General features: G+C 67.1%; 10 protein-coding genes. 8 read left to right on the top strand and 2 right to left on the bottom strand.

Translation table 11 applies throughout. The features are described from left to right. Positions 1–16: 16 nt before the first annotated feature. Both LZ198_RS34410 and LZ198_RS34405 read right to left on the bottom strand, forming a co-directional pair. A complete protein-coding gene (locus LZ198_RS34410; RefSeq protein WP_253976372.1) occupies positions 17–988 on the bottom strand; it encodes an alpha/beta hydrolase in 972 nt (323 codons plus the stop codon). Positions 989–1,126: 138 nt separating this feature from the next. Further along, positions 1,127–1,903 (bottom strand): bactofilin family protein, encoded by a 777-nt coding sequence (locus LZ198_RS34405; RefSeq protein WP_253976371.1) that lies wholly within the window; start codon positions 1,901–1,903, stop codon positions 1,127–1,129. A gap of 876 nt (positions 1,904–2,779) precedes the next feature. On the opposite strand from LZ198_RS34405, the gene LZ198_RS34400 reads away from it, so the two are divergent. From LZ198_RS34400 to cmr6, 8 genes are all read left to right on the top strand, one after another. After that, entirely contained in the window at positions 2,780–3,835 is a 1,056-nt protein-coding gene (locus LZ198_RS34400; protein ID WP_253976370.1) for a zinc metalloprotease, read from the top strand. 169 nt (positions 3,836–4,004) lie between these two features. After that, on the top strand, positions 4,005–5,477 hold the full coding sequence (locus tag LZ198_RS34395) for an SAVED domain-containing protein (protein ID WP_253976369.1): 1,473 nt from the start codon (positions 4,005–4,007) through the stop codon (positions 5,475–5,477). A 104-nt stretch (positions 5,478–5,581) separates the two neighbouring features. Then, a complete protein-coding gene (gene cmr1, locus LZ198_RS34390; RefSeq protein WP_253976368.1) occupies positions 5,582–7,027 on the top strand; it encodes a type III-B CRISPR module RAMP protein Cmr1 in 1,446 nt (481 codons plus the stop codon). After that, on the top strand, positions 7,028–8,836 hold the full coding sequence (gene cas10, locus LZ198_RS34385) for a type III-B CRISPR-associated protein Cas10/Cmr2 (RefSeq protein ID WP_253976367.1): 1,809 nt from the start codon (positions 7,028–7,030) through the stop codon (positions 8,834–8,836). Next, the gene (locus LZ198_RS34380) at positions 8,833–10,020 is read left to right on the top strand and encodes a type III-B CRISPR module-associated protein Cmr3 (RefSeq protein WP_253976366.1); all 1,188 of its coding nucleotides are present in this window, start codon (positions 8,833–8,835) and stop codon (positions 10,018–10,020) included. The genes cas10 and LZ198_RS34380 overlap by 4 nt, the downstream gene beginning before the upstream one ends. Before the next feature lie 2 nt (positions 10,021–10,022). Next, positions 10,023–10,937 (top strand): type III-B CRISPR module RAMP protein Cmr4, encoded by a 915-nt coding sequence (gene cmr4, locus LZ198_RS34375; protein ID WP_253976421.1) that lies wholly within the window; start codon positions 10,023–10,025, stop codon positions 10,935–10,937. Continuing rightward, a complete protein-coding gene (cmr5, locus tag LZ198_RS34370; RefSeq protein ID WP_253976365.1) occupies positions 10,934–11,329 on the top strand; it encodes a type III-B CRISPR module-associated protein Cmr5 in 396 nt (131 codons plus the stop codon). Before cmr4 ends, cmr5 begins: the two co-directional genes overlap by 4 nt. After that, entirely contained in the window at positions 11,329–12,522 is a 1,194-nt protein-coding gene (gene cmr6 / locus LZ198_RS34365) for a type III-B CRISPR module RAMP protein Cmr6 (protein ID WP_253976364.1), read from the top strand. Before cmr5 ends, cmr6 begins: the two co-directional genes overlap by 1 nt. Positions 12,523–12,571: the final 49 nt, after the last annotated feature.

Here is a 12,571-nt window from a genome sequence, read left to right as displayed (position 1 = left end):
TGGGGGGGGCGTCGAGCTACTTGGCGAGCTCCGCGGCCCAGATGTCCTTCACGCCGCCGATGTGGTCGAAGGCGCAGTGGGCGGCGCCGGCGATGACGCTCTCGGTGAGGGGGAACGCGTAGGCGCGGAAGGCGGTGATGCTGGCGCGGATGTCGGTGATGTACTCGTCCTGGTCACCGAAGGTGTAGAAGAGGCGGGTGCTGCCGCGCAGGGCGGGGTTGGTGCTGTCCCACTCGAGCTTGTCGGCCCAGGGGGCCTCGCCGCCGCAGCCGAGCGCGTAGACGCCGCGGTAGCGGTCCCCGTAGCGGGGCAGGAAGCTGGCGGTGAGGAAGACGGAGCCGCCCGAGGAGCCGCCGAAGAGGATGGGCTCGTCGATGATGTCCCAGCGCTTGCGGACGGTGTCGATGATTTCGACGAGCGCCTTGGCGTTGTCGCCGTCGAGGTCGCGGTCGGCGGCGGTGCCCTCGACGGCGCAGTTGGTGACGGAGGGCTTGGTCCACCACGCGCACTTGTTGGGGGCGAGGGCGGAGATGTAGAGCGTCTGGTTTTCGAAGGCCCACGGCGCCTGGAGGCGCGGGGCGGTGTTGCCGGTGTGCGCGCGCGCGCCGTCGCCGTGCAGGTAGATGGCCAGGTGCATGGGCGAGGCGATGATGCCCACGCGCGGCTCGACGAGCTTCAGCTCGGTGCCGGCGACCTTGGCGACGCAGTAGGTATAGGTCTGGTTGTTCTGCGTGACGGTGCCGGTGCTGTCGCAGGGCAGCTTGCCGGAGCCCCCGGAGCTGCCGGTGCTGGTGCCACCGTCGGAGCCGCCGTCACCGGTGCCCCCGTCCGTGGAGCCGCCGTCCTCCGTGCCGGAGTCCGTCGTGCCGCCATCCGTGCCCGCGTCCACCCCCGCATCCGTGTTGCCGGAGGGGGGCGTGGGGTCGTCGTCATCGGAGCAGGCAGTGAAGGACAGCGCGAGGAAGGCGGAGAGGAGCAGACGGCGCATGGGCAAGCTCGGGTCGATGGAGGTCTCGGGACGGAGACATCGTTCGGCCTGAGGTTACCGCGACTCACCTGACTCAGGAGCGACATCCGTCACTGTGTTGCTCGTGTCGTACTCGGAGGCACAGTGGCGTTGCCCTGGCTACTTCCGACGTCGGCTCGGTGGCGGCTGCGCGAGCGCGGACTGGCCACGCCGGACGAAGGCGACGAGCTTCTCCGTGTCGAGGGCGTCGATCCACGGTTCGTCCGGGTCGACCTCCTCGCCTTCCTCGGCCTCGAACATCTCGTCGGCGAAGCGCTTCAGCAGCTTGGGCGAGAGGCGGTCTCGGACTTCGGTCTCCGTCTCCTCGATGAAGGTGTGCTTCTCCTGGCTCCGGATGTACTTCCCGTCGCCGGTGACGAGTCGCGCCTTCACGCCGCCGTGGACCTTCACCGCGTGGGAGTTCGTGTAGACGAAGGGGGCGCGGACGCTCCCGAAGACCTCGGTGCAGGCCTCGTTGTCGAGGAAGAGGATGGAGCGCTCGGCGACCAGGTCCCCGTGAACCTCGAGGAAGCCGCGCGTGATGACGTCCCCCGCGCGCAGGGAGCCCGTGACGACCACGACGGACTCGGGGTCGAGCGAGTCCTCGTAACGCCCCTTCACGACGAGGTCACCCTCGACGACGAGGAGGCCGATGCGAGGCTTCCGGCCTGTGGTGAGCTCGTCGAGGACGAGTCGGCCCGTGTGGTGGAGGATGTCGCTGTCGGCGCGTGCTCCCGCGAGGCGCTCCTCGATGAAGCGCTTCGCCGCGCGGAGCGTGCTCGACTTCGCGAACTTCCCTCGGAGGGTTTGCTTCAGCAGGGACGGGAGGGACTCCGCGGTGAGGGTCCCGGTGCTGAGTTGCCTTGTCTTCGAGCCGCGCTGCTTCGGAGTGGGCATGTCCTCAGAGGGTACCGCGTATGGACGGGCTCCTGGCTTGTCGATTGATTCGACCAGACATGGTTCTTCGTCGACATCCATTGGCGCCGCCGTGCCCTCTGTAGGGACGTTGGTCGGGCATCCATCCGTACCTGCATTGTGCTGCCGAGACGGAGATGGGTTCGTCATCGGGCTGTCGGTGTGGGACACGCGAGGCTCGTAGTCGGAGCAGATGGCTGACGAGACTCGATGTGCCCTGGTGTCGTGATAGCTGGTGAAGGATGGCGGAGTCGTTGGAAGTCTCCCTGCCTGGATGGTCCATCCACGAGTTGGACCGGAACGATGTCATGACACTTGCTCCAGTTCTGCTTCGACGCAGCTTGGGCTGTCGATGGAAGCAACGCCAGAGGATGCGGCGAACGGTTTTCTTGGCATATCTCGTGCTGTGACGCTTCCACGGACAACTGAGCTGTTGAGCGAGTTGTGAGGCCCGCTGCGGGGCGAGAGGTCTCCTGAGCTGATGGGGACGGTCCATGGAGCGGGGGCTTCGCTCGACGATGTGCTGTCGAGAGCTCTTCTTGGTGAGTCCGGTTGTTTGTGGCCGATTGATAGTGAATCCAGTCTCCCGAGGTTGACATGAGAGCTGTTGGAATGTTTTTGCGAGCGCTCGCGGCCAGCGGTCTGGCTGTTGTCGCGGCCTGTGGCCCGGTTGAACCGTCGAATGAACCTGCGGAGGTCGAGCAGCCCGACGCCACTCAGGCATCGTGCGGCTCGTCCGAGGAGGGCGCGACGTGTTTTCAGCGGTGCGCGACCCCCCAGCCTTCCGTAGCCCAGTTGGCGGAGATGCGGCAGGCCCAGGAGCGGGTGTCGGCCGAGCGTGTGAGGAGTCCCCAGGGGGTGACGACCATCGATGTCTGGTTCCATGTCGTTCGCTCAGGTACCTCCCTGTCCAACGGAGACGTGCCGGATTCCTGGCTGGACGAGCAGGTTCGTGTCCTGAACGCTTCATTCGGTGATGCGACGAGTGGCGCCGCCAGCCGTTTCAACTTCGTGAAGCGCGGGGTGACGCGAACCACGAACGCGACGTGGTTCAACATGTCCGTGGTCGAGCCACCTTCCAGCACGGAGTTGGCCATGAAGCAGTCGCTTCACCAGGGGGGCGCGACGACGCTCAATATCTATACGCTCATTCCCGGAAGCTACCTGGGCGAGTCCACCTTTCCGTCCTCGCTCTCGGGGACGAACGGGCTGGCGCTCGATGGCGTGATGGTTCACTTCAACAGCCTGCCGGGCGGGAACATTGTGGGTGCCAATCTCGGGCTGACCGCCGTCCATGAAGTGGGGCACTGGCTGGGCCTGCTTCACCCATGGGACGGAGGGTGCTTCGTGGGAGATGGCGTGAGCGACACTCCCGCGATGGATGGCCCGGTCTATGGCTGCCCTGCGTTGGGATCTGTCGACAGCTGCGGGACGTTGCCTGGAGTCGATCCCGTCAAGAACTACATGGGGTACGTCGATGACGTCTGCATGTGGGAGTTCACGCCGGGGCAGGTGACCCGCATGACCAACCTCTACACTGGTCTGCGGGGGGGCGTCCTGGGGAGTGTGAGCGGATTTGTCTCCGAAGGACTGTGGCAGTCGCCCATCATCTCGACAATCCAGGGTGGCGCGTATGATTACGACACCCTCGGCTCTTCGATCCAGGTCCGTATCTATTGGGATGGTCCCGCTGGAAGCGGCGCGGCGTACTCGGAAGTGACGGCCAATCAGCCCAACACCTACATCAATGAGGTGTATTCGGTGTCGGGCAACCACGGCTTCATCGTCACGGTTCCTGCATCTCTGAAGGATGGTCAGCCGCACCGGGCATATGTCTATGGCGTGGACTCTTCCGGGTCGGGGCAGCTCACGCACCTGACGTATGGCGCGTTGACGTTCACCATCGCTCCTTAGCTTCTCTGTTGGATCCAGGTGTTGCCGAAGCGGGGCGTCCCTTGTCCGGGCGCCCCGCCCCTTTTTGGCAGCCCCCTTCCCGCAGGTAACAGGGAGAGCAATGGACGTCTCCTGGGATGTGTACGACTGCTTCGGCCTTTGGGGTCGGGTCATCTCATCCAGGAAATCCATGGGCAACCAGAGCGCCTCGCGTCTGCAAGGAGACCGATTCCAGCACCTCTATGGCTGGTACGAGCTGCTGCGCCTGCTCGAAGAACCCGGTCCCTATGAGTGTGGCTTCATCGAGGACCCGGAGGCGGGCTCCGCGGATGACGTGACGCTGCATGCACGTGAGGACGCAGGCGTGGCGAGCCGCTATGTCCAGGTGAAGTTCCACGTCGACCAGCGCAGCCACTACTCGTGGGAGTCGCTGTCCGAGGCGACCACGAAGCGCGGGCTCCCGCTCCTGGGCAAGCTGTTCGCCAGCTGGCGGAAGCTCCGCGACCGCGGACGCGTGGAAGTCTGGCTGGTGAGCAACTGGAGCGCGGATACGGAGCTGGGGAGCTATCTCCAGGGCCGAGACCACCGGCTCGACGAATCGTTCTTCACCGACACCGCGAAGGGTTCGCTCTCCGCGAACGTGCCTCGCTGGTGCGCGCAATTCGAGGCGACGCCGGAGCAACTGGGCGCCTTCTTCCGGGACCTGCGGCTCCGGCTCGGTTACGGGAGCATCACCGACCTGGAGGAGCAGGTCGACGAGCGCATGGAGCGGTTGGGCCTGCGCAAGGGACCCAATCCCCGCTCCACCGCCGTGGACCATCTGCGCGAATGCGTGGAGGTCTCGGGGGACGCCCGGCGCATCACCCGCGAGTCCCTGCGGGCCTTCCTGCGTCAGCGCGAACTGTACGCGACGCGCGAGGAGTCACCCCGGGCCAGCCTGTGGATTCATGGTTGGGCCCGGCGCCAGTGGGACAGCGCGCCCACGGTGGAGCTGGACTGGACCTCCTGGTTCGACCGGGACACACGAGGTCTCCCGAGCGAAGAGGTCTGGCGCGAGAAGCTCCTGCCCGAATTGCTCGAGGCGAAGCGGCGCCTGGCGAGCAAGGCCGAGGGGATGTTCGTGGACTTCCGGGGCAAGCTTCCGCTGGGTGTCTCCCTGGCGGTCGGCGTCCTCTTCTCCGAAGTCGCGGGTTTCCGCTTCCGCGCGGAACAGCCGACCCGGGGAGAGGTCTTCCACTGGCGCTCGGATGCGGGGGCTTCGGACCGGAAGCTGCGGGTCGAGGAGCGCGCCGGTTCACCCGAAGGGCGCGAGATGCTGGTGTTGTTCCAGCTCACGAACGACGCCCGCATGGACCTGGAGCGCTTCGAGGCCGAGCACCCGGGCCGGTTCCGCGCGGTGCTCATCCTGGAGCCGGAGGACGGGCCGGGTGACGGCGCCGTGAAGTCCGCTGGGGACGCGGTGGCCTTCGCCGTCCAGGCACGGGAGCACATCCGCCGCGCACGCAATGCGCACCGGACCACCTCGACGCACCTGCTCCCCTTCGCGCCTTCGACCAGTTGCCTGTTCCTGGGCCAGCGCCTCAATGCGCTCGGGCGGGTGGTGACCTACGAGCGCACCCTCTCCGGCGGGTACGTCCCCTTCCTCACGCTGGAGACCGGATGAGCGAGGTAACAACTTTTCCCGTTCCCGTCTTCTTCGCAGAGGTCCAGGCGGCTGGCTGTTCCACCAGCCGCTGACGCAGCGCACATCGGGAGGAGCACATTCACATGGCAAGCACTGACGCGCGTGCCTCGGACGGCACGCCGACAGGGACAGGCACGTCCTCTCATGAGGCGTTGCCGGACCCCAAGGGCATCCAGCGGCGGTTGGTGGGGGGGCCCTTGCTGGCAACCTTCACGGTGTCCCTCGCGACCATCACGCCCATCCTGGGCGGCTCGACGACGCTCCGGAAGGTCGACACGGTCGATGTCATCCGGGCGCCGACCATCCGAGGGCATCTGCGGTTCTGGTGGCGAGCCTTGTATGGCCATCAGTGCGCGACTCCGCGTGAGCTGGCGGTCCGGGAGCGCGCGCTGTGGGGCGGGATGGGCGGTGACGAGGGAACCCGCTCCACGGTCGACGTCACCGTGAGCGTCGAGCCACTGGGGGAGAACATGGTGGACCCCTCCGATATCGAGCAGGGCGCGGAGGGGGCCTACGCGCTCTGGATTGCCCGGGAGCAGCGGTCGGGTGAGCCGAAGCTTCCCGCGGAGCGGTATCGGCCCGGTGTTCGGTTCCGTCTGGTGGTGCGCATGCCGGTCGAGCACCAGCCCGAGGTCGAGAACGCGGTTCGCGCCTGGATTCTCTGGGGAGGCTACGGGAGCCGCACGCGGCGAGGATTGGGGAGCCTGACCGTGACGGCCGAAGAAGAGCGATGGTTGCCCGCTTCCTCGACGGGCACGGCCCTGCGTCAGCATCTCCCCGGGGTGATGTTGTTCGGTCCCACGAGTGTGGCTCCTGCCCGGGACACGCCCTCCGTGTGCGGGGCTCGTCTCGTTCATGGGTCGGATTCCCGGGACGCGATGAGGGCCTGGTTCAAAGCGGTCGAATGGCTGCGGGATTTCCGTCAGCAACAACCTCCGGACTCGGAGTCGATTCACGAAGGGAAGTTCGCGCGCGATCGCGGTTCTCCGACTCGGCCAAGCCGTTCGCGGTGGCCCGAGCCAGACAACGTGCGCCTCCTGTTGAAGCCGCCGCACGGCAAGTGGGCGCATGACGTTCGGAAGGGGAAGTCGGCCAAGGTGGTGTGGCCCCGGTCGAGCTTCGGGCTCCCGGTGCCCATCCGCTTCCAGGAGAAGAACCGGGAGAGGGTGCCCTACGTCCAGTTGCCGCAGCCGAAATCCGAGCCCGAGGAGGTCGAGCTGCGCTGGGAAGATGACAAGAAGGTTCGCGAGCGCCTGGCCTCGCCGCTCGTCGTGAAGGCCATGCCGCTGCGTGGCGGGAAGTTCGTGCCCATCGCGCTCTGGCTCCACCGGGCGTGGCCACGAGGAAGCGTCGTCCTGGTCAGGAAGAAGAAGGGCGCGTTGCCAATCCCCGGTTCCAAGGCGGCTTTCGATGCACCGATTCCTCCAGAGGACGCCGCCCTCTACGCGCCGTTGGTGGACGCGAACGTGCGCGACGCCTTCCTGGGCTGGCTCAAGAAGCACCCGCGTGGCGCGAAGGAGATCCTCTAGATGTCCGCCCATCTGCTCTTGATGACCATCGGGCCCGTGCAGAGCTTCATCGCGCAGGCCCGTCGCACCCGAGACCTCTGGTTCGGAAGCCATGTGCTCAGCGAGTTGAGCAAGACGGCCGTCCAGACACTCGCGGATACGCCGGGGCTCGACTTCATCTTCCCGGTTCTTCCCTCCGATAAGCAGAAGGACACGGGGTTGCCCAACAAGTTGCTGGTCCGTCTGTCCGAAGGCGATCCTCGTGCCCTGGCGCGGAAGGCGAGGGAGGCCGTGCGCACGCGTTTGTCGGAGTGGGGCCTCGAGCAATGGCACGAGCATCACGAGCTCGTGGATGACGCGTCCCTTGCGACGGCGAAGGAACAGCTCGACACCCTGATCGAATTCCAAGCCGCCTGGACTCAGTACTCGTCCGAGGCGGAGTACGAGAAAGCCCTGGCTCGCGTCGAGAAGGCCATCGCGGGACGCAAGCGGCTCCATGCGTTCACGCCATGGCTGCACCAGCGTGGTGGTATCCATAAGTCCAGCCTGGATGGGGCACGTGAGTCGGTGCTGCGCCCCATGAATCCTCGCAAGGGCAAGTGGGCGCGGTTCCGCATCGGTCTGCGCGAGCAACTCGATGCCATCGGTCTGCTCAAGCGGACTGGAGGCAAGCCGGGGCAGTTCGTGCCGGTGCCCTCCATCGGGTTGTCGGCGTTCATCGAGCATGCCGAGGCGACTTGCAAGACGGAGTTCCCGAAGCTCCTCGATGCGTGCAAGGGGCTGAAGCAAATGGCGCCTGAGGCAGTGTCCGGCGTTGACGTTCGTGGACGCGAATGGGTCAGGCGTTTCCCGTACGACGCGCAGCTCCTGCTGCCCGACCGCTGGCAGACTCTGCTGGACGAAGAGGGTGTCTCGGCGGAGTCCGGGACCGACTTCTACGCGTCTCACGTACGACCCATCTTGAAGGAGGCAGGGGAGCCCTACCCATACGTCGTCTGTCTCTCCGCGGATGGAGACAAGATGGGCAAGGCGCTCGAAGCCCTTGCTCCGAAGGGGCACGAGGCGCATCAGGCGCTCTCCCGTGCGCTCACGAAGTTCGCGCTCGAGGCTCGCTCCATCGTCGAGGAGCACGATGGTGTCCTCGTCTACGCCGGGGGTGACGACGTCCTCGCGTTCGTGGCCCTCCCGAACGCCTTGGCGTGCGCGTCGAAGCTCCGCGCGAGCTTCATGCGCATCCTGCGCGACGTGGTCGAGGAGCCTCCCACGCTGTCGGTGGGGCTCGGCATCGGCCATGTGCTGGAGAGCCTGGGGGATCTTTTGGACCTGGGCCGCCGCGCGGAGAAGCTGGCCAAGGGCGCGGAACCCGAGGCGCGGGACGGTCTGGGTATCGTGGCCCGGTTGCGCGCGGGGCGCCTTCATACCTGGCGGGCACGCTGGTCCTCCGAGCCTGGCGCGTTGGCGCTGCTGGAGCAGGCCTTCGAGCTGCGCCGCGAGGGGACGCTGCCCCTGAAGAAGCTCCAGGACGTGGAGGGACTCGCTCGCCGCTTCCCCCGGCCCACGGATGAGAAGGACGCGCTCTACCAGGACACTCGGATGGGCGGTGTGTTGGCGCGTGAGGTGCGGCGGGTCTTGAAGCGTACGGACATGGGCGGAGGTGATGACGACGGACTCCAGCCCGAACGCGTGGGGCTCGACCTGAAGACGCCCTTGCCTCTGGGGGAGGTCCAGAAGCGTGTCTCCTCGTGGGTCGCGCGTGTCTGGGTGGCGGAGATGTTCTCCCGTGCCGAGCCGGGGGCTCGTGACGACGGTGTCGCGAAGGAGGTCTCATGAACACGGCTCGGTTTGCCCTGCTCCCCAGGGAGGGGTTGTTCTGCAAGAACGGACGAGGCTGGTACACCAGCGATGTCGGTCGGAGTCACTCGCATGACTGGCCTCCTCCGTCGACCGTGCTCGGTGCGCTGCGCGCGGCTTGGGGGCAGACGCTCCTGGCGCGTCGTGGTCCGGGGGCACCGCTCGATTGGGAGCGGGAGACGCAGGGCATCGCCATCCGGAAGCTGCTGACGCTGTGGCGTCCGGTGGGGGAGTCGTCCTTCGGTCCCGAGTCCCGGCTCTGGCCGGTTCCCGCGGACGTGCTGTGGGGGAAGGAGAAGTCGCAACGGCTTCTGCCGAGGCCGCTCTCCGTCGACGTCGGCACGCTCGGCTCGAAGGATGACGAATTGCTCGAGGGACTCTGGGTTCCCTCTCTGCCCAAGGCGAAGCCCGACGTCGCCCCCTCCTTCTGGACGGACGAAATGATGCGTCGTTGGCTGCGAGGTGAGGCGCCGGGCAGTCCTCTCGCTCCCGAGCCTGTGCGGCGCAATGACATCCACGTCACGCTGAACGTGAAGTCCCAGACCGCGGAGCCTGGGATGTTGTACCAGTCCGAGGTGCTGGAGACGCTCGGCTCCGAGTCCGATGCGCATCCCGTGGGGGAATGGGCGCTGGGCGTCGAGTGTGTCGTGCCCGATGCCGCGAAGGCGTTTCCCTCGGGCCTCCTGGGGCTCGGTGGGAAGCGTCGACTGACGTCGACCGAACCCGTGACGCCGTCGCTCTTCGCTCCGCCGCCGGACCTGCCCGCGTGCTCCCCAGGGCTGCGGCTCATCTTGGCAACGCCCGCCTACTTCAAGGAGGGCTGGCTCCCGGATGGATTGACGCGTGGGGAGACGCGCGACGGGCAACCCGCCTGGGTGGGCACGTTGCCTGGGGTGGACGGGAAGGTCGTGCTCAGGGCCGCGATGGTTCCCCGGCCGCTGGAGCTGTCCACGTGGGACATGGTGGCGAGGGCACCTCGGGCCACGCGGCGACTGGTGCCCTCGGGCGCCACGTACTTCTTCGAGAAGTGGGATGAGAGCGGGTTCACCTCGCTCGAGAAGCTGTGGCTGGCCGCCTGGGGGGCTTCTCCCGAGGCCGGTCCGCACGAAGGCCTGGGGTTGGTGCTGCCCGGCCACTGGAATCCGAGGGAGGCGCACACGTGAGCATGGAGAGTCGGCCGTATCTGGTGCAGGCGTTGTCCCCGCTGCATGCGGGAACGGGGCAGAGCGTGGGCGTCATCGACCTGCCCATCGCGCGGCTGCGCGCGACGAACATCCCCTATGTCCCGGGGTCGTCCATCAAGGGCGTGCTGCGGGAGGCGCGGCGAGATGTCATCCCGAAGCCCGAGTGGCAGGCGCTCTTCGGACCGCAGCGCGTCGTCGCGGGGGCTCAGGGCGACGAGCCTGGCAAGGATGACCATGCGGGCGCGCTGGTGGTGGGAGACGCGCGGCTGCTCGCGATGCCCGTGCGCAGCTTCCATGGGACGTTCGCGCTGGTGACCTCGCCGCTCCTGTTGGAGCTGGCGCGCAGGGACCTGGCCGGTGTGCCGGGCGTGCCGGGGCGCTTCAAGCGACAGGCGGGGACGTCGCTCGCCTACGTGGCCAGCCTGGAGAACGTCACGGTCGCGAGGTCGAAGAAGTGCATCTTCCTGGAGGACCACGACCTGGAGGTCCGCGTGGAGCCGCTCGTGGACGCTTGGGCCCGGCTCCTCACGCGAGCCTTGCCGGAGGAGGAGCGGCTCATCAGCGAGCGCTTCGTCGTGGTGGATGACGAGACGATGTCCTTCCTCATGGAGACCGCCACGCAGGTGGACACGCGCGTTCGCATCAGCCACGACACGGGCACCGTGGCGCCGGGACAGCTCTGGTCGGAGGAGAGCCTTCCGGCGGAGTCGCTCCTGCTGGGGGTGATGGGCGCGGCGCCCAGCTTCTTCCAGGGGGCGCCGTTGAGCGCGGGGCAGGTGTTGTCCCGGGCGCTCCAGGGCACCTCGGTCCTTCAGCTCGGCGGCAAGGCGACGGTGGGTCGGGGACGCTGCGTGGTGGCCACGTGGGCGGAGACGCCGAAGGAGAGGCGGCCATGAAGTCAGAGCAGAGGTTGACGCGGGACCAGTCCCGCGCGGCGTTCGCCTATCAATGCGTCGATGACGTCGTCTCCAAGGGCTTCCAGGACGACTACAGGATCCGGGTCAACTCGCTCGGGAGCGCCGTGCTTCGGGACGGTCTGGCCGCAGCGCTCGTCTTCCTGCATCGGGATTCGAGCGACGAGGCGGCGAAAACCCTGCTCGACCAGTTGTCGAAGTCCGTGGAGCTGGGGCTCGGGACCGGGGGGAAGGTTCCTCTGATTCCCGGCGTCTTCGCCCTCGAGCCGAGCGAGTACATGCGTGTCACCCGCGAGGTGCTCGCGCTCGCGGTGTGGTTGCGCAGAGCGGTCAGCGCCACGTTCACCACGGAGAAGAAGAAGGAGGGGGGCTGATGTGGCGCACACTGCATGAACTCCGGGAGTGGCCGGAGGCAGGCGAGACGCCATCCCATCCCGGGCTCGCCTATTCGCGGTGGGCTCCCCGGGAGATGCTTCTCAAGGAGGACAACAAGCAGAGCGCCGCGGCACGGGATGCGTGGCTCGAGGCCCTGTGCAGGTTCGGCGCCTCCCGAGACTACGCCCGCGCCTATGCGCGGTGGCGTGGCTCCTTTCGAGGTCCTGAGACGGCGGTCTTCTGCGTGCGCGCCGAGAGTCGGCTGTTGCTCGGGCATGGCAATCCCTCTCCGACCGAGGTCGGGCTGACGCTGCACCACACCTGGGGCGTGCCGGTCCTGCCGGGCTCGTCGCTCAAGGGACTCACCGCGAGCTACGTGGAGGCGACGTACGGGCCGGTGCCGGAGGTCATCGAAGACGGGCGGGAGGCCTTCTGTGGCGTGGAGTGGAGGGACCGGAGGCCTGTTCGTCCTCCTGGGGCCGCGTATCGCCGGCTCTTCGGGGCGCCGGACGTGGATGTCGGCGAACAGCGGTTCGTCTCCACCCAGGGCGAGGTCATCTTCCATGACGCGCTGTGGGTTCCCAACAGCGTGGCTCCAAGCAAGGTGCTGGCGCGGGATGTCCTCACGGTGCACCAGCGGGAGTACTACTCGGCCAAGGAGGATGCGACTCCGTGGCCTTCGGACTACGACGACCCGAACCCCGTGGCCTTCCTGACCGTGGCTCCCGGCAACTGCTTCCTCGTGGCCCTGGAGGTCGCCCCTGGGACGCCGGGTGGTGAGGCGCTGTTGCTGCGCGCTCGCCGCTATCTGCATGAAGCGCTCGAGGCGTGGGGGGTGGGCGGGAAGACGGCGGCGGGCTATGGCCGGTTCAAGGTCGTGTCCGAGCAGGAGGCCACTCCCGTGGCTGAATCCGCCAAGGAGGCAGAGGGGGCTGCTCGTCGGGAGATCCGATTCTCGCCGCTGGCGCTCGAGCTGAAGTCCTGGCTCGAGAAGCTGAAGGCGGAGAATGTGAAACAGAAGCCGTTGTTCCAGAGGTTGGAGGCGGAGTGGCAGGAGCGCCTCGTGACGCAGGACGCGAAGTCGCTCGAAGGCGTGGAGCGGGTGTTGAGCAAGGCGTTCAACTTCAGGAACGGCGACGAGCAGCTTCGGATGGAGGCGCTCCTGCGCGTGATTCGCGGAGTGGTCGGATGAGTGCCGATGAGTGGGGTTGGGGTTCATCGTCGTGCGACGAGTGTGTCAC

The organism is Myxococcus dinghuensis (assembly GCF_024198235.1).
In the GTDB taxonomy this organism is placed as follows: Bacteria; Myxococcota; Myxococcia; order Myxococcales; family Myxococcaceae; genus Myxococcus; species Myxococcus dinghuensis.
Note: the sequence above shows the minus strand (reverse complement) of the source record. Positions and strands in the feature narration are given on the sequence as shown.

What these genes read in the sequence shown, in the direction of transcription:
- LZ198_RS34410 (WP_253976372.1), bottom strand. Translation starts at nt 988, where the DNA reads ATGCGCCGTCTGCTCCTCTCCGCCTTCCTCGCGCTGTCCTTCACTGCC.
- LZ198_RS34405 (WP_253976371.1), bottom strand. Translation starts at nt 1,903, where the DNA reads ATGCCCACTCCGAAGCAGCGCGGCTCGAAGACAAGGCAACTCAGCACC.
- LZ198_RS34395 (WP_253976369.1), top strand. Translation starts at nt 4,005, where the DNA reads ATGGGCAACCAGAGCGCCTCGCGTCTGCAAGGAGACCGATTCCAGCAC.
- cmr1 (WP_253976368.1), top strand. Translation starts at nt 5,582, where the DNA reads ATGGCAAGCACTGACGCGCGTGCCTCGGACGGCACGCCGACAGGGACA.
- cas10 (WP_253976367.1), top strand. Translation starts at nt 7,028, where the DNA reads ATGTCCGCCCATCTGCTCTTGATGACCATCGGGCCCGTGCAGAGCTTC.
- LZ198_RS34380 (WP_253976366.1), top strand. Translation starts at nt 8,833, where the DNA reads ATGAACACGGCTCGGTTTGCCCTGCTCCCCAGGGAGGGGTTGTTCTGC.
- cmr4 (WP_253976421.1), top strand. Translation starts at nt 10,023, where the DNA reads ATGGAGAGTCGGCCGTATCTGGTGCAGGCGTTGTCCCCGCTGCATGCG.
- cmr5 (WP_253976365.1), top strand. Translation starts at nt 10,934, where the DNA reads ATGAAGTCAGAGCAGAGGTTGACGCGGGACCAGTCCCGCGCGGCGTTC.
- cmr6 (WP_253976364.1), top strand. Translation starts at nt 11,329, where the DNA reads ATGTGGCGCACACTGCATGAACTCCGGGAGTGGCCGGAGGCAGGCGAG.